At 74.3% G+C, this 18,318-nt stretch carries 10 protein-coding genes and 1 pseudogene; 7 read left to right on the top strand and 4 right to left on the bottom strand.

Going from position 1 to position 18,318, the window contains the following annotated elements:
- Positions 1 to 80 precede the first annotated feature (80 nt).
- Positions 81 to 4,118: an ABC transporter transmembrane domain-containing protein gene (locus ACWDD9_RS39375; protein ID WP_449814252.1), complete on the bottom strand. Its 4,038-nt coding sequence runs from the start codon at positions 4,116 to 4,118 to the stop codon at positions 81 to 83.
- 447 nt (positions 4,119 to 4,565) lie between these two features.
- A complete protein-coding gene (locus tag ACWDD9_RS39370; protein WP_449814251.1) occupies positions 4,566 to 5,267 on the bottom strand; it encodes an SACE_7040 family transcriptional regulator in 702 nt (233 codons plus the stop codon).
- A 131-nt stretch (positions 5,268 to 5,398) separates the two neighbouring features.
- On the opposite strand from ACWDD9_RS39370, the gene ACWDD9_RS39365 reads away from it, so the two are divergent.
- From ACWDD9_RS39365 to ACWDD9_RS39350, 4 genes are all read left to right on the top strand, one after another.
- Positions 5,399 to 7,111 (top strand): carboxyl transferase domain-containing protein, encoded by a 1,713-nt coding sequence (locus ACWDD9_RS39365; protein ID WP_082345874.1) that lies wholly within the window; start codon positions 5,399 to 5,401, stop codon positions 7,109 to 7,111.
- A gap of 142 nt (positions 7,112 to 7,253) precedes the next feature.
- Positions 7,254 to 9,533, top strand: a complete 2,280-nt coding sequence (locus tag ACWDD9_RS39360; RefSeq protein WP_449814250.1) for an ATP-binding protein — start codon at positions 7,254 to 7,256, stop codon at positions 9,531 to 9,533.
- Entirely contained in the window at positions 9,530 to 10,522 is a 993-nt protein-coding gene (locus tag ACWDD9_RS39355) for a hydroxymethylglutaryl-CoA lyase (protein ID WP_449814249.1), read from the top strand. The genes ACWDD9_RS39360 and ACWDD9_RS39355 overlap by 4 nt, the downstream gene beginning before the upstream one ends.
- Before the next feature lie 178 nt (positions 10,523 to 10,700).
- A complete protein-coding gene (locus tag ACWDD9_RS39350; protein ID WP_049653907.1) occupies positions 10,701 to 11,891 on the top strand; it encodes an acyl-CoA dehydrogenase family protein in 1,191 nt (396 codons plus the stop codon).
- Between the two features lie 195 nt (positions 11,892 to 12,086).
- Here the strand turns inward: ACWDD9_RS39350 and ACWDD9_RS39345 are convergent, their stop codons facing one another.
- Positions 12,087 to 12,563, bottom strand: coding sequence for a universal stress protein (locus ACWDD9_RS39345; RefSeq protein WP_049653914.1), 477 nt, complete (start codon positions 12,561 to 12,563; stop codon positions 12,087 to 12,089).
- A gap of 462 nt (positions 12,564 to 13,025) precedes the next feature.
- On the opposite strand from ACWDD9_RS39345, the gene ACWDD9_RS39340 reads away from it, so the two are divergent.
- The gene (locus ACWDD9_RS39340; RefSeq protein WP_449814248.1) at positions 13,026 to 13,307 is read left to right on the top strand and encodes a hypothetical protein; all 282 of its coding nucleotides are present in this window, start codon (positions 13,026 to 13,028) and stop codon (positions 13,305 to 13,307) included.
- A 434-nt stretch (positions 13,308 to 13,741) separates the two neighbouring features.
- Positions 13,742 to 14,902 (top strand): HAD family hydrolase, encoded by a 1,161-nt coding sequence (locus ACWDD9_RS39335; RefSeq protein WP_449814247.1) that lies wholly within the window; start codon positions 13,742 to 13,744, stop codon positions 14,900 to 14,902.
- 161 nt (positions 14,903 to 15,063) lie between these two features.
- On the opposite strand, the gene ACWDD9_RS39330 is transcribed toward ACWDD9_RS39335, so the two are convergent.
- Positions 15,064 to 15,870 carry a GNAT family N-acetyltransferase gene (locus ACWDD9_RS39330; RefSeq protein ID WP_449814246.1) on the bottom strand — a complete coding sequence of 269 codons (807 nt, stop codon included), beginning with the start codon at positions 15,868 to 15,870 and terminating at the stop codon, positions 15,064 to 15,066.
- A gap of 1,019 nt (positions 15,871 to 16,889) precedes the next feature.
- On the opposite strand from ACWDD9_RS39330, the pseudogene ACWDD9_RS39325 reads away from it, so the two are divergent.
- Positions 16,890 to 17,895, top strand: a pseudogene (locus tag ACWDD9_RS39325) (helix-turn-helix domain-containing protein); the annotation flags it as partial.
- Positions 17,896 to 18,318: the final 423 nt, after the last annotated feature.

Raw genomic sequence — 18,318 nt, 5'->3', positions numbered from 1 at the left:
GGAGGGACCGTCAGGCGGCTCGGAGTGTTCGGGCTCCGGATTCGGGGCCACGCGTGCGGGCCTCCGGGTGCGGGGCCGCCCTATCCGGCGGCGACAGCCTCGGCCGCCGGGTGGCCGTCGGCGATGAACGCCTGCCAGAGCCGGCTGTAGGTGCCGCCCCGGGCGAGCAGTTCGGTGTGTGTGCCGTCCTCGACCACCCGGCCGTGGTCCAGCACGACCACCCGGTCGGCGCGCTCGGCGGTGGTCAGGCGGTGGGCGATGACCAGGGTGGTCCGGCCGCCGCTGAGCCGGTCCGCGGCCTGGTTGACGGCCGCCTCGGTGGCCAGGTCGAGCGCCGCCGTGGCCTCGTCGAGCAGCAGGATGTCCGGGTCGACCAGTTCGGCCCGGGCCAGCGCGATCAGCTGGCGCTGGCCCGCCGAGAGGTTGCGCCCGCGGCCGGCCACCTCGTGGTCGTAGCCGTCCGAGAGCCGGACGATCATGTCGTGCGCGCCGACCGCCCGGGCCGCCGCCTCCACCTCGGCCGCCGAGGCGCCCGGCCGGCCGTAGGCGATCGCCTCGCGGACCGTGCCCGCGAAGAGGTACGCCTCCTGCGGCACCACGCCCAGGCGGTGGCGGTACTGCGCCAGGTCGTAGCGGGTGAGGTCGACCCCGTCCACCCGGACGGTGCCCTCCGTCGCGTCGTAGAACCGGGCGACCAGCTTCACCAGCGTCGACTTGCCGGCGCCGGTCTCGCCGACCAGCGCCACCGTCTGCCCGGCCGGGATGTGCAGGTCCACGCCGCTCAGCACGGTCGGGGCGCCGTCCGCGCCGCCGTTGTAGGCGAAGCCGACCCCCTCGAAGGAGATCTCGCCGCGCAGGCCCCCGGCCACCGGGACCGGGTCTGCCGCCTCCGCGGTGGCGGTCGGGGTGCGCAGCAGCTCGCGGATGCGGCCGAGGCCCACCGAGGCCTGCTGGTACCCGTCGAACACCTGGGACAGCTGGTTGACCGGCGCGAAGAACAGGTCGATGTAGAGCAGGTACGCGACCAGCGCACCGACCGTCAGCGTCCCGGCGTCGACCCGGGCAGCGCCGACGATCAGCACCAGCGCGGCGGCCACGCTGGAGAGGAACTGGACGAACGGGAAGTACAGCGAGATGTAGAGCTGGGCCCGGACCCGGGCCTCGCGGTAGGCGATGCCGCGGGCCACGAAGCGGTCGGTGTTGGTGTCCAGGCGGCGGAAGGCCTGGACGATCCGCATGCCGGCCACGTTCTCCTGGAGGTCGGCGTTGACGGTGCTGATCAGGTCGCGGGAGCGCTCGTACTGGTCCTTGGACTTCTTGCGGAACACCAGGGTGGCGATCACCAGCAGCGGCAGGACCGCGAAGACCACCAGGGCCAGGCCGGCGTCGATGATCAGCAGGGCGGCGAAGATCCCGGCGAAGGTCAGCAGGCTGACCACGGCGGTGACCATGCCGGTCTGGAGGAAGGAGGTCAGCGAGTCCAGGTCGGTGGTCATCCGGGTCATGATCCGGCCGGTCAGCTCGCGCTCGTAGTAGTCCAGGCCGAGCCGGTTGAGGTGGGCGAAGATCTTGAGCCGAAGTGTGTAGAGGACCCGCTCGCCGGTACGGCCGCTGACCCGGTTCTCGGCGCTCTGCACCACCCAGTCCAGCAGGACCACGACGAGAGCGGCCAGCGAGGCCACCGCGACGCCGGACATCAGGCCCTTGCGGACGCCCTCGTCGATGCCGTGCCGGATCAGCACCGGCAGCACCAGCCCGGCCGCCGCGTCCAGGGCGACCAGCAGGAGGGCGATGAGCAGCGGGGTGCGGAAGGGGCGCAGCAGGCGGCTCAGGCTGAAGTCGGGGTCACCGGCCTCGGCCTCGGCGCGGAGGACGGCCGGGACGTCGGAGGCGGGCGGGAGGGACGCGACCTTGTCCAGCAGGTCGGGGTCGGCGGTGCGGGCGGCCTTGGCCAGGGCGGGGGTGGGGAGGGCGGGGGTGGCCGGGGTCGCCGGGGTTCCGGGGGTTGCGCCGGCTCCAGGGGTTGCGGTGGTTCCGTCGGCTACGGGGGTTCCGGGTGCCTCTGCGGACGCCGGCTCGTCGGACGCTGCTTCGAGGGCGGACTGCCGGTCGGCGTGACCGGCCTCGGGATCGGTGATCAGGGCCCGGTACTGGGGACATCGGGCTTCGAGTTCCTCGTGCGTTCCGAGGTCCAGCAGCCGGCCGCGCTCCAGCACGGCGATCCGGTCGGCGAGTTGGAGGGTCGAGCGGCGGTGGGCGATCAGCAGCGTGGTGCGGCCGGTCATCACCGAGCGCAGCGCGTCGTGGATCTCCGCCTCGATCTGCGGGTCGACCGCCGAGGTGGCGTCGTCCAGCAGCAGGATCCGGGGGTCGGTGAGGATCGCCCGGGCCAGCGCGATGCGCTGGCGCTGGCCGCCGGAGAGCGTCAGGCCCTGCTCGCCGACCTTGGTGTCGTAGCCGTCCGGCAGCGCGCGGACGAACTCGTCGGCCTGGGCGGCGCGGGCGGCGGCGACCACCTGCTCGTCCGTCGCGTCCGGGCGGCCGTAGGCGATGTTGGTGCGGACCGTCTCGGAGAAGAGGAAGCTTTCCTCGGGGACGATGCCGACCGTCGCGCGGACCGAGTCCAGGGTGAGGTCGCGCAGGTCGTGGCCGTACAGGCGGACGGTGCCGGCGGCCGGGTCGTAGAAGCGGGGCACCAGCTGGGCCACCGTCGACTTGCCGGAGCCGGAGGCGCCGACCAGGGCGAGGGTCTCGCCGGGGGCCAGCTTCAGGCTGAGGCCGTGCAGGACGGGGGCGGGGTGCTCGGGGTCGTAGCGGAACTCGACCCGGTCGAACTCCAGGGCGATGTCGGGGGTCCGCGGGCCGACGAGCGCTCCTCCCGGAGTGCTCTGCGGCGCGCTCTCCGGGCTCTCGCCGTGCGCGAGGTCCAGGGTGCGGGCGTCCGGGCGCTCCTGGACCAGCGGGCGCTCGTCGATCAGCTGAAGGACGCGCTCCACCCCGGCCCGGGCCTGCTGGCCGACGGTGATGACCATGGTCAGCATCCGCACCGGGCCGGTCATCTGGGCGACGTACGTGGAGAAGGCGACGAATGTCCCGAGGGTGACCCTGCCGTCGACGGCCAGCCAGCCGCCGAAGGCCAGGACGCCGACCTGGGCGAGCGCCGGGATCGCCTGCATCGCCGGGTTGTAGCGGGCGTTGAGCCGGATCGACCGGAGCCGGGCCGCGAAGAGGTTGCGGGAGGCCGTCTCCAGCTTGTCGAGCTCCTGGGCCTCCTGGCCGAAGCCCTTGACGACGCGGACGCCGCCGATCGCGCCGTCCACCACGCCCGCGACGGCCGCCGCCTCCTGCTGGGCGGCCCAGGTGGCGGGGAAGAGGCGCTTGCGGCTGAACGCCGAGACCCACCACAGCGCGGGGGCCATGACCACGGTGATCAGGGTGAGCGGCGGGGACAGCCAGACCATCACGACCAGCGACATGACGAACATCAGCAGGTAGCCGGTCATCATCGGCAGCATCGAGAGCAGGCCGTTGACCAGCTGGAGGTCGGAGGTCGCGCGCCCCACCACCTGCCCGGTGTCCAGCCGGTCCTGGCGGTGGCCATCCAGCCGCCCGAGCGAGCGGAACAGGTCGCTGCGCATCTCGTGCTGGACGTCCACCGCGAGCTGGCCGCCGTAGTAGCGGCGGACCTGGGTGCAGCCGAAGACCACGAGGGCCGCGAGCAGCAGCACCACCGCCCAGGGGGCCAGCGAACGGGTGCGGGCGACGATGACGTCGTCGATGATCAGCTTGGTGACCAGCGGCACCAGCGCGGTGACGGCCATGCCGAGGAGCGAGGCTCCGAAGGCGAAGAGCAGGCTGCGGCGGGACCGCCAGCTGTAGCCGACCAGGCGGCTGAGCCAGCCGGCCGACTCGGCGGCGCTCTCGGGGGCGGGCTCAGAAGCCTCGGCGCTCTTGGCGGCGGGCCGGACGTTGTCGGGGGCGGGCTCGGCGTCTTCGGCGGCCGGCCCGGTGTTCCCGACGGCGGCCTGCGGGCTGTCGACGGGGGCCTCCGGGGTCGTGCCGGGGGCCGGGGGGCCGCTCGGGGATTGCTCCACCGTGGATCCGTGAGTCTCAGGCATATTTAGGGATGCTAACCATTTCGTCGGGTGGTCGCCACGGCGTTTTCCGCCCCGGGCGGGTTCGGAACGGGCCCTGACAGCCCGGATCATCCGGTCCGGCGGACTCGCCAACAGTCGATGGCCTGCGGTGATTCCCGGCCGAACACTCGCATGGCCCACTCCGCCCGGGCCATTTCCAGAGTCGCCGACGACCCTCGCGACACCCAGCGGCCACGGGCGGACGGGCGCCGTCCTTTGGGACTAGGCCTCCGGACGGGCCAACGGCCGGCTGCGGGCGGGCTCCGGGCGGGCTACCGATAGGGACGTTCACCGGCAGACCTTCGCTCCCGACCATTCTCCGCCGGGCCGCTCTTCGTCGAAAACGAAGCCGGGAACGGAGCCGAGGGCGCAACCGGAACCGTGGTCGGAGCCGGAGCCGGAGCTGGAGCTGGAGCCGGGAATGCGGGCTCAGGCCTCCGCGGCCGCCGAGCCGCCGACGGGAGCGACAGCGGCGCCGGGGACGACAGGGACGCCGGGGCCGCCGGCCGAGCCCGCGGCCGCTGCGAACGCGCCGTGGGCGAGGGCGTGGAGCAGGGCGGCCATGCCGTCGCGCTGGAGGGCGGCGCGCTCGCCCTGGTCGGGGTTCGGGCCGAGGCTGTGCGGGGTCGAGTTGATCAGGCCGAAGACGGCGTGCACGGCGGCCCGGGCCACCGGCTCGGCGGCGGGTTCAGCCAACGGCGGGTAGGCCTGCCGGACCACGTCCACCCACAGTTCGACGTAGCCGCGCTGGAGCCGGCGGACGGTGCGCCGGTCCTCCTCCTTGAGGTTCAGCAGCTCGCGGTCGTGCAGGGTGATCAGGTCCCGGTCGCCCAGTGCGAAGTCGACGTGGCCGCTGATCAGCGCGTCCAGCGTGGCGGCCGGGCCCTCGCCGCCGCCCGCGCGGCGGCGCCCCTCGTCCAGCAGGCGCTCGCTGATGCCGATCAGCAGGTCCGCGAGCATCGCGTCCTTGCCGGCGAAGTGGCGGTAGAGCGCGGGGCCGCTGATGCCGACGGCCTTGCCGATCTCGTCCACGCCCACGCCGAGGAAGCCCCGGGCGGCGAACAGCCTCGCGGCCTCCCTGCGGATCTGGTCACGGCGGGGGAGCGCGGAGGCGGCGGGGACGTTGGGCATGCCGTCCATCGTAGACAGTCGGGTTATCGGCCGTTAACCTGGGCGCGTAAGTTAACGTTAATTAACGTGGCGATCACGGGCGGACCGCACCCGGCTGCCCACCTGGTCCGAGGGCAAGGGAGCTCTTGGGAATGGTCAACTCAACCGCCGGCACACCCACCGGCGTCCGGCTCGTCGCAGCGACCGGCACGGCGGCGGCGCCCGGCGCCGCCCCGGCCGCGGCAGCCGCACCGGCACCCCGGCTCGGCAGCTCCGCCGACCCGGGCTCCGAGGCGTACCGCGCCAACACCGAGGCGCACCGCGCCCTGGTCGCCGAGCTGCGCGCGAAGCTCGACGCGGCCGCCCTGGGCGGCGGCGCCAAGGCCCGCGCCCGGCACACCTCACGCGGCAAGCTGCTGCCCCGCGACCGTGTGGACACCCTGCTCGACCCGGCCTCCCCCTTCCTGGAGCTGGCCCCGCTGGCCGCCGACGGGATGTACGACGGCGCGGCCCCCGCGGCCGGAGTGATCGCCGGCATCGGCCGGGTCGCCGGGCGCGAGGTGGTGGTGGTCGCCAACGACGCCACCGTCAAGGGCGGCACCTACTACCCGATGACGGTGAAGAAGCACCTGCGCGCCCAGGAGGTCGCGCTGGAGAACCGGCTGCCCTGCGTCTACCTGGTGGACTCCGGCGGCGCCTTCCTCCCGATGCAGGACGAGGTCTTCCCGGACCGCGACCACTTCGGCCGGATCTTCTACAACCAGGCCAGGCTCTCCGCCGCGGGCATCCCGCAGATCGCCGCCGTGCTCGGCTCGTGCACGGCCGGCGGCGCGTACGTCCCGGCGATGAGCGACCAGGCCGTGATCGTCCGCAACCAGGGCACGATCTTCCTGGGCGGTCCGCCGCTGGTGAAGGCCGCCACCGGTGAGGTGGTCACCGCCGAGGAGCTGGGCGGCGGCGAGCTGCACTCCCGCACCTCGGGCGTGACGGACCACCTGGCCGAGGACGACACCCACGCCCTCTCCATCGTCCGCACGATCGTGGCCGGGCTCGGCCCGCGCGAGGCCAGGCCGTGGCCGCTCACCCCGGTCGAGCCGCCGGCCGTCGACCCGGCCGGCCTGTACGGCGCCGTGCCGGTCGACCCGCGCACGCCCTACGACGTGCGCGAGGTGATCGCCCGCCTGGTGGACGGCAGCCGGTTCGCCGAGTTCAAGGCCGAGTACGGCGCCACCCTGGTCACCGGCTTCGCCCGGATCCACGGCCACCCGGTCGGCATCGTCGCCAACAACGGCGTGCTGTTCGCCGAGTCCGCCCTCAAGGGCGCCCACTTCATCGAGTTGTGCGACCAGCGCGGCATCCCCCTCCTCTTCCTCCAGAACATCACCGGGTTCATGGTCGGCCGGCAGTACGAGGCGGGCGGCATCGCCAAGCACGGCGCCAAGATGGTCAACGCCGTCGCCTGCACCCGCGTCCCGAAGCTGACCGTGGTGATCGGCGGATCGTACGGAGCCGGCAACTACTCGATGTGCGGCCGGGCCTACTCACCCCGCTTCCTGTGGATGTGGCCGGGCGCCAAGATCTCCGTGATGGGCGGCGAGCAGGCGGCCTCCGTCCTCGCCACCGTCCGCCGCGACCAGTTGGAGGCGCACGGCGAGCAATGGCCGACCGAGGCGGAGGAGGAGTTCAAGCGCCCCGTCCGCGAGCAGTACGAGCGCCAGGGCAACGCCTACTACGCCACCGCCCGGCTCTGGGACGACGGCGTGATCGACCCGATGGACACCCGCACCGTCGTCGGTCTCGCCCTCACCGCCTGCGCCAACGCCCCGCTGGCGCCGCCCGCTCCGTACGGCGTCTTCCGCATGTGACGCCTCCTCGTGTCACCCCCGCGTCCGTGAATCCTCCCTTCCGGGTGTGACTCCCCGCGGCGCCGGCCCACCCGGGCCGGCGCCCGACCGCCCACCGCCACCTCCTTCGTACGGCTCCCCTCGACCCGGAGGAACGCCTCCCATGTTCGACACAGTTCTGGTCGCCAACCGCGGCGAGATCGCCCTGCGGGTGATCCGCACCCTGCGACGGCTCGGCGTCCGTTCGGTCGCCGTGTTCAGCGACGCGGACGCCGACGCGCCGCACGTCCGCGAGGCCGACGTCGCGGTCCGGCTCGGCCCGGCCGACCGCAGCGACAGCTCGGCGACCGAGACGTACCTGCGGACCGACCAGATCCTGGCCGCCGCCCGCCGCACCGGCGCCCAGGCCGTCCACCCCGGCTACGGCTTCCTCGCCGAGAACGCCGGCTTCGCCCGCGCCTGCGCCGACGCGGGCCTCGTCTTCATCGGACCACCTCCCGGTGCGGTCGAGCTGATGGGCGACAAGATCAACGCCAAGGAGGCCGTCCGGGCCGCCGGCGTCCCGGTGGTCCCCGGCAGCCAGGCCACCGCGCCCACCGACGAGGACCTCGTCGCCGCCGCCGACGAGATCGGCTACCCGGTGCTGCTCAAGCCGTCCGCCGGCGGTGGCGGCAAGGGCATGCGCCTCGTGCGGGACCGCGCCGACCTGCCCACCGAGATCGCCGCCGCCCGCCGCGTCGCCCGCACCGCCTTCGGCGACGACACCCTGCTGCTGGAGCGCTGGGTCGACCGGCCGCGCCACATCGAGGTGCAGGTGCTCGCCGACGCCCACGGCACCACCGTCCACCTCGGCGAGCGCGAGTGCAGCCTGCAGCGCCGCCACCAGAAACTGATCGAAGAGGCTCCCTCCGTTCTCCTCAACGCCGAGACCCGTGCCGCGATGGGCGCCGCGGCCGTCCGCGCCGCGGAGTCCTGTGGCTACACCGGTGCCGGCACCGTGGAGTTCATCGTTCCCGGCATCGACCCGGACGCCCCCGCCTCCGCCGCCGAGGGGGTGCGGGACTTCTTCTTCATGGAGATGAACACCCGCCTCCAGGTGGAACACCCCGTCACCGAGCTCGCCGTCGCCGTCGGCGCGGACGCGGCCCGGCTCGACCTGGTCGAGTGGCAGGTGCGCGTCGCCGCCGGCGAAGCGCTCTCCTTCGCCCAGTCCGACATCTCCTTCCTGGGCCACGCCATCGAGGCCCGCATCTGCGCCGAGGACCCGGAACGGGACTTCCTGCCCACCGGCGGCCGCATCCTCACCCTGGACGAGCCCCGGGGCGAGGGCATCCGCGTCGACTCCGGGGTCGCCCCCGGAACCGTCGTCACCAGCGCCTACGACCCCATGCTCGCCAAGGTCATCGCGTACGGGCCCGACCGCCCGACCGCGCTGCGCCGGCTCCGCGCGGCGCTGGCCGACACCCGCATCCTGGGTGTCACCACCAACACCGGCTTCCTGCGCCGACTGCTCGCCCACCCCGAGGTCGCCGCCGGCCGGCTGGACACCGGCCTCGTGGAGCGGACGGCCCAGGAGCAGCCGGCCCTGCTCACCTCGCCGTACTCCCCCACGAACGCGACCGACCCGGACGCGACCGACCCCGACGCGGCCTCGGCGGCCGAACCGCCGTCGCCCGCTCACCTCCTCTACTACGCGGCCGCGCTGGCACGGCACCTGGAACTCACTCCGCCCGCCGATCCCGGCGGCTGGACCGACCCGTTCTCCCTTCCCTCCGGCTGGCGCCTGGGCGGCACCCCTGCCTGGACCACCCACCGACTCCGCACCCCCGGCCAGGACCCGGTGGCGGTGAGCATCCGTTCGATCACTGCGGGCAACGTAGCCGATGCCACTGACAATTCCGCCGGGCCCGTCCGCGAGCTGGAGCTCCGGCTCGACGGAGGCCCCGCGCACCGCGCCCGCGTGAGCCTGGCCGGCGACCGGCTGCACCTGACCGTCGACGGCCTCCGGACCACGTTCTCGCTGGCCACCGACGCCACCCCCGGCCCCGCCGCCGGACCGGCGACCTGGCTCGGCGTCGAGGGCGACGCCTGGCCGCTGCACGGCTACGACCCGGTCGTCGAGAGCGCCACCGGGGCCGGCGCGCACCACGGCGCCCTGACCGCCCCGATGCCCGGCACCGTCACCGTCGTCAAGACCACGGCGGGCGAGACGGTCCGCAAGGGACAGCCCCTGCTCGTGCTGGAGGCCATGAAGATGGAACACGTGATCGCCGCACCGCACGACGGCGTGGTGGCCGAGCTGCGGGCCACCGCCGGCGCCACCGTCGCGATGGAGGACCTGCTGGTCGTGGTCACCCCGGTCGAGGACGCGTCGATCGAGGGCGCCCCGGCCGGGCCGGCCGCCGCCACCGTCCCCGCCGGGCCCGCGGAGGTGCGGTCGTGACCACCCCCGTCCCCGCCCGCGAGCCCGACGCCCTCGACCTGGGCCTGCCCGATCCGGTCCGCGCCCCCGGCCTGCCCGAGGAGGTCCGGATCCACGAGGTCGGGCCGCGCGACGGCCTGCAGAACGAGAAGTCCCTGGTACCGGTCGAGGTCAAGGCCGAGTTCATCGCCCGGCTCGCGGCCGCCGGGCTGCGCACCGTCGAGGCCACCAGCTTCGTTCACCCGAAATGGGTACCGCAGCTGGCCGACGCCGAGGAGCTGGTCCCCCGGCTCGCCGGTCTGCCGGAGCGCCACCCCGGCCTGCGGCTGCCGGTGCTGGTGCCCAACGAGCGCGGCCTGGACCGCGCGCTCGCCCACCACGCCGCCGACATCGCGGTGTTCGCCAGCGCCACCGAGACCTTCGCCCGCCGCAACCTCAACCGCTCGGCGGACGAGGCCATGGCGATGTTCCGCCCGGTCGTGGGCCGGGCCACCGAGGCCGGGGTCGCAGTCCGCGGCTACCTCTCGATGTGCTTCGGCGACCCGTGGGAGGGCCCCGTCCCGGTCGACCAGGTGGTCCGGTACGGCGTGCGGTTGCTGGAGCTGGGCTGCGCGGAGCTGAGCCTCGGCGACACCATCGGGGTCGCCACCCCGGGCCAGGTCACCGCCCTGCTGGCGGGTTTCGCGCGGGCCGGCGTCCCGGTCGACCGGCTCGCCGTGCACTTCCACGACACCTACGGCCAGGCGCTCAGCAACACCCTGGCGGCCCTGCGCGAGGGCGTCACCACGGTGGACGCCTCGGCGGGCGGCCTGGGCGGCTGCCCGTACGCGAAGAGCGCCACCGGCAACCTGGCCACCGAGGACCTGGTCTGGATGCTGCACGGGCTCGGCATCCGGACCGGCGTCGACCTGCGCTCCCTCGTCGCGACCAGCGGGTGGATGGCCGGGCGCCTCGGCCGCCCGAGCCCGTCCCGCACCGTCCAGGCCCTGCTCGGCTCCGCCGGGGGCTGACCACCCGCTCCCGTCCCCGGCGCCGGCCGCCCGCACCATCCGGCCGGCGCCCCGCACCACCCACACCGATCGACAGTCCATCCCTCAATCGCACCGTGCGACCGTCACACCGTCCGACGGACGCCGGTCACCCCGCTCACGTCCGCAGCCGACCCGGCCGGGCGCCAGGAGGATCACCATGCTCGACCACAGGCTCAGCAGCGAGTACGAGGAACTGCGGCGCACCGTCGCCGAATTCGCCCAGGACGTGGTGGCGCCGAAGATCGGCGAGTTCTACGAGCGGGAGGAGTTCCCGTACGAGATCGTCCGGGAGATGGGGCGGATGGGCCTCTTCGGCCTGCCCTTCCCGGAGGAGTACGGCGGCATGGGCGGCGACTACTTCGCCCTCGGCCTCGCCCTGGAGGAACTCGCCCGCGTGGACTCCTCGGTGGCGATCACCCTGGAGGCCGCCGTCTCGCTCGGCGCGATGCCGATCTACCGGTTCGGCACCGAGGAGCAGAAGCGCGAGTGGCTGCCCCGGCTGACCTCGGGCGAACTCCTCGGCGCCTTCGGCCTCACCGAGCCGGAGGGCGGGTCGGACGCGGGGGCCACCCGGACCACGGCGCGGTACGACGAGGCCACCGACGAGTGGGTCATCAACGGGACCAAGTGCTTCATCACCAACTCCGGCACCGACATCACCGGCCTGGTCACCGTCACCGCGCTCACCGAACCGATCGCTCGTTCGAGTGAAGAGGGCGAATTCCGCTCGCCTGCACGGGAGATCTCCTCCATCATCGTGCCCACCGGGACCCCCGGCTTCCAGGTCTCGAAGAAGTACTCGAAGGTCGGGTGGAACGCATCCGACACCCGCGAACTGTCCTTTACCGACTGCCGCGTTCCCGCGGCCAACCTGCTGGGCGAGCGTGGCCGAGGCTACGCCCAGTTCCTGCGGATCCTCGACGAGGGCCGCATCGCGATCGCGGCCCTGGCCACCGGCCTGGCCCAGGGCTGCGTCGACGAGTCCGTGAAGTACTCCGGCGAGCGCCGGGCCTTCGGCCGGCCGATCGGCGCCAACCAGGCCATCCAGTTCAAGCTTGCCGACATGGAGCTGCGCGCCCACACCTCCCGCCTGGCCTGGCGGGACGCCGCTTCCCGGCTGCTGCACGGCGAACCGTTCAAGAAGGAGGCCGCGATCGCGAAGCTGTACTCGTCCGAGGCCGCCGTCGACAACGCCCGCGAGGCGACCCAGATCCACGGCGGGTACGGCTTCATGAACGAATTCCCGGTCGCCCGCTTCTGGCGCGACTGCAAGATCCTGGAAATCGGGGAGGGCACGTCTGAGGTCCAGCGCATGCTCATCGCCCGGGAGCTCGGCGTCGGTTCGTGACGACCGCATCCTGACGGTCGCCTCCTGAGCCACGCCCACCGGGCCGGCACACCGGTCAACACACCGCTCCGCGACGAGAGTTGGGGAGCGCCACGGCGAAGGAGGCGTCAGGGGAAGGCGTCAGGAGGAAACAGCAGGAGGAGGCGTAGGAGGAGGTGTCGCGGCGGCTTCGGGAGAAGCCGCCGGAACAGGGCCTCAGGGGATCACGATCACCGGGCGGTTGGCCCGCCGCGCCAGCCGTCCGGAGACCGAGCCGAAGATCTTGCCGAGAAGGCCGTGCGTCGTGCCGACGACGATCGCGTCGGCGGCGTACTCACGGCCGACCTCCTCGATCTCGTGGCAGATGTCCCCTCCGCGCTCGACCAGGATCCACGGCACCCCGGTGAGGAAGTCCGCGCAGGCGAGCTCCAGGCCGAGGACCTCGGTCCGGTGGTCGGGGAGGTCGACGAAGACGGGCGGCTCGCAGCCCGCCCAGACCGTGGCGGGCAGGCGGTTGGCGACGTGCACGATCACCAGGCCGCACTGCGAGCGGCGCGCCATGCCGACGGCGTAGGCGAGGGCGCGCTCGCTCGACAGCGAGCCGTCGAAGCCGACCACCACACCGTGCTGGAACACCGGGTCGAGGGACGGCGCCGGGGTGTCCTGCCCGGACGGCTCGGTGGGCCCGCCCAGCGGGCCGGCCGCGCCGGAAGCCGCCTCCGGGTACTCGGCCCCCGGGCCCAGGCGGCCTGTCACCGGAACCCCGGCGGGGTCGGCCGGAGGCTCGCCACGCCGCTGGCGGGGCCCCGGGCGGTCACGGCGGGCGAGGCTGCCCCGGCGGGCGAGGCCGCGCAGAGCGCGTGCGAAACCCAGCGGGCTGTCGCGCCCTGGGCCGGGCTCCCCTGGCTCCGCAGGCTGTGGCACGTCGGCCGCCGGCCGGGCCGCTCCGGCCGCTTCGAACCCCTCCGCGTCGTCGGCGACGCCGCCGTCGTCGACCCGCTCGTGGCCCGTCCGTCCGCCCGGGATGCGGCCCGAGGCCTCGGCGCGCGCGTCGGCTCGTTCGCCGGCAGCGTCGGCAGGCCCGTCGACAGACCCGCCCGCGCTGTCGCCCCCGCGGCCTCCGTCGCGTTCGTCGCCGTGGCTGCCGTAACTACCGTGGCTGCCGTCCTGGTCGTCGTGGTCGTCGCCGAGGTGGTCACTGTGGCGGTCACTGTGGTGGTCACGGCCGTCCTCGCCGCGCTGGTCGGCGCACAGCTCGGCGCGGCCGTCGGAACGATCGGCGGCCGGCCCGCGGGCCGGGTCCACGCTGCGGGACGTGTCCGGTTCAACCGGTCGGGGAGGCTCAAAACCAGCCATGGCTCACGGCTCTTCGATGGAGAGGGGCCGACAGGAGAGGAGGACAACGCTGCCCGGGCAGCAGGCCCGCCCACGGGATGACGTCGGTCTGCGCCGCGCAGCACCGTATGTGACCTGTTCCTTTCAGAGTACGACGGGCTTGGGGCCCCGCCCAGCGAGGAAGCCCCGGAGCGACGTTGTTCCCGCGAAAGGGGGATGCGCCCGCCGAGGCTGTGCGCCCCGCCCACAGGCGATCGCGCCCCCTCCGGAAAGGAGGTTCCCTGGAGCTTGACTGAGCGGACCGGGCGGCGCAACAGCCCCACGGGACACCGTGACCGGACTGTCATGGATCGGCGACGATCCGTTGCGGCGCGTCGCGAACCGTGACGTCCGACCTGCCCCGACAGTCCCGGTGAACGCGCGCCTCACCGCCCGCCACGGGGGTGCGGAGGCCGTTTCAGCCAACGCGTACGGCTTCGCGACGCCGTCTGGCATTTGCCATATGCATAGGCGCGGCCGCTGGCACCATGCTCGGCATGTCCCTGCTCCTGTTCGACCTCGACAACACCCTGCTGCCCCGGGACGCCGCCTACCGGGCCTGGGCGCAGGACTTCCTGTCCGAGCACGACCTCCCGCCGGTCGACCTCGACTGGTTCGTCACCCTCGACGGCGGCGGCTACGTACCGCGCAGCACCGTACTGTCGGCGGTCCGGCGGCGCTACGGGCTGGACGTCTCCGCCGACTTCCTGACCGCTCACTACCGACGCGGCATCAACTCCCACATCCACTGCCCGCCCCGGCACATCGAGGCGCTCCGGGTCGCCCGGGCCGCCGGGTGGACGCTGGGGATCGTCAGCAACGGCGGCACCCGGCCGCAGTTGGAGAAGATCCGGCGGACCGGGCTCGGCCCCCTGGTCGACGGCTGGGTCATCTCCGAGGAGGCCGACTGCGTCAAACCGGACCCGCTGATCTTCGAGATGGCGGCTCAGCGGTGCGGCATCGCCCCCACCGGGGACTGGGCCGAGCACACCTGGATGATCGGGGACCACGCGCCCGCCGACATCGCCGGTGCCGAACTCACCGGACTGCGCAGCGTCTGGCTGCACCACGGCCGACCCTGGGCGGAGAGCGGCTACCGGCCGACGCTGAAGGCGGCCGGTCTGCCGGAGGCCGTCGGCCAGGTCCTCGCCGCGCGGAACGCGCCCTCGCCGCGGCCGGACGTCCGCTCCGGCGGGCCGCTCCGGAAGGCCGCGGCGGGAGCACCGGTTCACGCGACGGCGCTGGTCGGCGCACGGTCCGGCGCACGTCCCGCGGTGGCCGCCGTGGACGGCCCGAGTGCATCCGTTCCCGCGACCGCCGGGACCGCCGGCCAGGCCACCGCCGCAGGTGGGCCGGGTGTCCGAAACCGATCCGGCGGGTTTGCCCTGATCGCCGAGGCCCGTCCGGAGACCGGCCCGGGCTCCGGGACCAGGGCGGGGAGCAGACCGGGTCCGGCCGCGGACGGCCTCCACCCCGCACCGACCGCGGCCGGCGCCGCGGCCACCGTCACGGCCGGAGCCGTCCGTCCGAAGCCCCTCGGCAGCGGGCCCGACGGCGCCGTCCCCGCCCGGACCGCCTTCGCCGCCGTGCCCCCTGCGGCCTCGTCCGCGGCGTCGTCCGCGGCCGCCGTGGCGGCCGCCGTGGCGGCCGCCCGGTAACGCCTCGGCCACACCCCGCCCGAGCCCCCTCCGCTTCCCCGCCCCCTACTTCCCTGCCCCGCTCCGGCCCCGCCGCCCCCGCCGCCCCTGCCGCCCCCCTGCCCGCCCCCGCGCCGCCGTCAGCCGTTCGCCCGCTCCACCGACTCCACCCGCCGCCCCGGCTACGCCGTCGCCGCCACCGCTGTACGGGTCCACCAGCAGGTGCGGGCCTGCTCGACGAACCCGAGCTTGCGGTAGAGCGGTTCGCCGAGCGCGGTGGCGACCAGGGTGGCCGGGCGGTCCGGGTGCGCGTGGGCCAGGGCGGTCCGGAGGACGGCGCGGGCCGCGCCCCGGCCGCGCTGGTCGGGCAGGGTGGCGACCCAGTACACGCCGGTTGCCTGGCCGTCGTCATAGGTGAGGCAGGTGCCCGCCACCGCGCCGTCGACGCGGCCGAGCCAGCCCCGCCAGCCGGGTACGTCCAGCAGTTGTTCCGGGAGGGCCTCGCCCCGGACCCAGGGCTGTCGGGCGGGCAGCGGGAAGCCCTCCACGATCGTCCGCTCGACCAGGGCGAAGCTGTCGCCGTCCCGCGCCTCATCGACCGTCAGGACGCCGCCCCCGTGCGCCTCCGAGACCACGGGCAGGTCGGTGGTCGCGCCCTCGACCGGTCCCGGGTCCCGGACCATCACCGGCATGAGCGGCATCCGGGTGGCGCCGAGGCCGGTGAGGTCGAGCCCGTCGTACGGGTCCTCCACGGTGCAGCGTATGGTCGACCAATCGGCCATCAGCTCCGCCAACTCCTGCTCCACGACGGCCGGTTCGTCGTAGGGGCGGGTCACCACGATGCGGTGCGCGTCGCCCGGGGTCCGGGCGCACCGGACCGCGGTCAGCCCCGGGCGGGTGCGGGACTGCCAGCCGTGGACGCGGGCTTGGGCGAGCCAGAAGGCGGCGGCGTTGTCGTTGGCCCGTTCGAGCCGGCTGTTGGTGTTCACGGCAGGACCGTAACCCGGTGCTCCGGTTCCCGGTTCCGCCGTCCCAGGCTTGGCCGGATGAAGCCTGGGAGGCGCACGACTTCTCCCCGTGCGCCCCCTCGTGCACCGCCGATTTTCGGTCAATTTCGCGCCGATCCCTCCCGCTTGGGCAAATCCGCAGCCCAGACCAGCCGGCCGGGCGCACCGGAGCCGGACGCCCCAGGAACCGTCCCGCGACAACCAGCCACCGTTGCCCCGGCCCTCTTCCCAGAAAGGTCGACGGGTGCCACGCTTCGTGATCGAATGCATCACGCCAAATTGCCATGTCGACATAGCGTCGGATGGTGAACTTGTCACAACGGCAATGGTCCACCCGATAGATTTCGATCTTGGCCAGCAGTGCCGCACCACCCACACCACACCACCGAGGGGGCTTGAGCGCCTTGAGCAGGGTGAGCAGGAGCGACGCGGGTCCTGACAGCGGCCAGGCGGCGGCCGGCAGCTCGGGTCGGTCCGCGAGAAGCACTGGCACCGCCGCGATCGCCACCACCCGCACCTCCGGCACCCCGGGCGCCGCCTCGCACTCCTCGTACTCCGCGGTGCCCTCCCCCGGGGCGGGCACCGGCATCGGCCCCGGCGCGGCGCCGGCCACGGCGGACCACGGCGCGGCGGCATCCTACGGAGGACAGCCCGCCTACGGGGGCCAGCCGGCCTTCGGCGGACAGTCCTTCGGCGGACAACCAGTCAGCCGAGGACCCGTCAGTCCCGGCCAGACCTACGGCGGCGAGCACCCGGGCCATTCCAGCCACCCGGGACATCCCGCCCACCCCGGCCATTCCGGCCACCCGGGCTACGGCGGCCAGCTCGGTCACCCCGGTCATTCCGGCCACCCCGGCTACGGCGGCGGCACCCCGGGCCCGAACGGCGGCGGCACCGTCGCCGCCGGGCCGGGCGGCGGTCCGCTCGGCGGCCTCGCGCTCGGCTCCGGCCACGGCCCGCTGGGTCACGGCGGGCCCGGAGCGAACGGCTCCCCGACCCCGGTGACGGCCTCCGCCCCGCGCAAGCTGTCCGGCCGGCGCCGCCGGGAGACCGTCGCGGTGCTGATCTTCGGCGGCGCCCCGATCTTCGAGAGCTCCATCCCGCTCTCCGTCTTCGGCGTGGACCGCCAGGACGCCGGGGTGCCCCGCTACCGCCTGCTGGTCTGCGCCGGCGAGGAGGGCCCGCTGGCCACCACCGGCGGACTGACCCTCTCCGCGCCGTACGGCCTGGAGGCGCTCGCCCGGGCCGGCACGATCGTCGTACCGGCCTGGCGCTCAATCTCCCAGCCCCCGCCGGTCGAGGCGATCACCGCCCTGCGCAAGGCCCACCACGAGGGCGCCCGGATCATCGGGCTCTGCACCGGCGCCTTCGTACTGGCCGCCGCCGGCCTGCTCGACGGCCGCCCGGCGACCACCCACTGGATGTACGCGCCGACGCTGGCCAAGCGCTACCCGCGGGTCCACGTCGACCCGCGCGAGCTGTTCGTCGACGACGGCGACGTGCTCACCTCGGCCGGCACCGCCGCCGGCATCGACCTGTGCCTGCACGTGGTGCGCAGCGACCACGGCGCCGAGGCGGCCAACGCGCTGGCCCGCCGCCTGGTGGTGCCGAGCCGCCGCGGCGGCGGAGGACAGGCCCAGTACATCGATCAGTCTTTACCTGAAGAGATCGGCAACGACCCGCTGGCCGAGGTGGTCACCTGGGCGCTGGAGAACCTCAACCAGCAGTTCGACGTCGAGGTGCTGGCGGCTCGCGCGTACATGAGCCGGCGCACCTTCGACCGGCGGTTCCGCACGCTCACCGGCAGCGCGCCGTTGCAGTGGCTGATCACCCAGCGGGTGCTCCAGGCGCAGCGGCTGCTGGAGACCTCGGAACTGTCGGTGGACGACGTCGCGCGCCGGTGCGGGTTCCGTTCGCCGGTGGCGCTGCGCGGGCACTTCCGCCGCCAGCTCGGGGTCTCCCCGGCCGCGTACCGGACCAGCTACCGGGCCCGCCGTCCCGGTCAGCAGCCGACCGCGCCGGCCGGTGCGCTCGGCGACCTGCGGCTGTCCGGAGCGATCCCGCACCCGGCGGGCGCGGTCGTCCCGGCGGGCGGTCCGCTGTTCGGCGGGGCCCACGGCATGCCGTCGGGGCAGCCGTTCCCGGCCGGTCCGGGCGCGCCGCTCCCGGTCGGCTCGCACGGGCAGCCGGTGCCGCACGGTCAGCACGGGCAGCCGGGCGGCCATGGCCAGCCCGGCGGGTTCGGCCCGGGCCAGGTCGGGACGCCGACCGGCCAGGCCTTCCACGCCCGCGGCGGTCAGCCGTACCCGCACCAGCAGGCCTCGCAGCAGTCGCACCCCGGGCAGCAGGGTGCGGCTGGGCGCGGTCCGCTGCGGCCGCCGGTGGTTCCGCCGCAGGCCGGATCGGGGACCGGTCGTCCGCCGCGCACCG

The organism is Kitasatospora sp. NPDC001119 (genome assembly GCF_053598475.1).
This window is presented reverse-complemented; position numbering and strand designations above follow the sequence as displayed.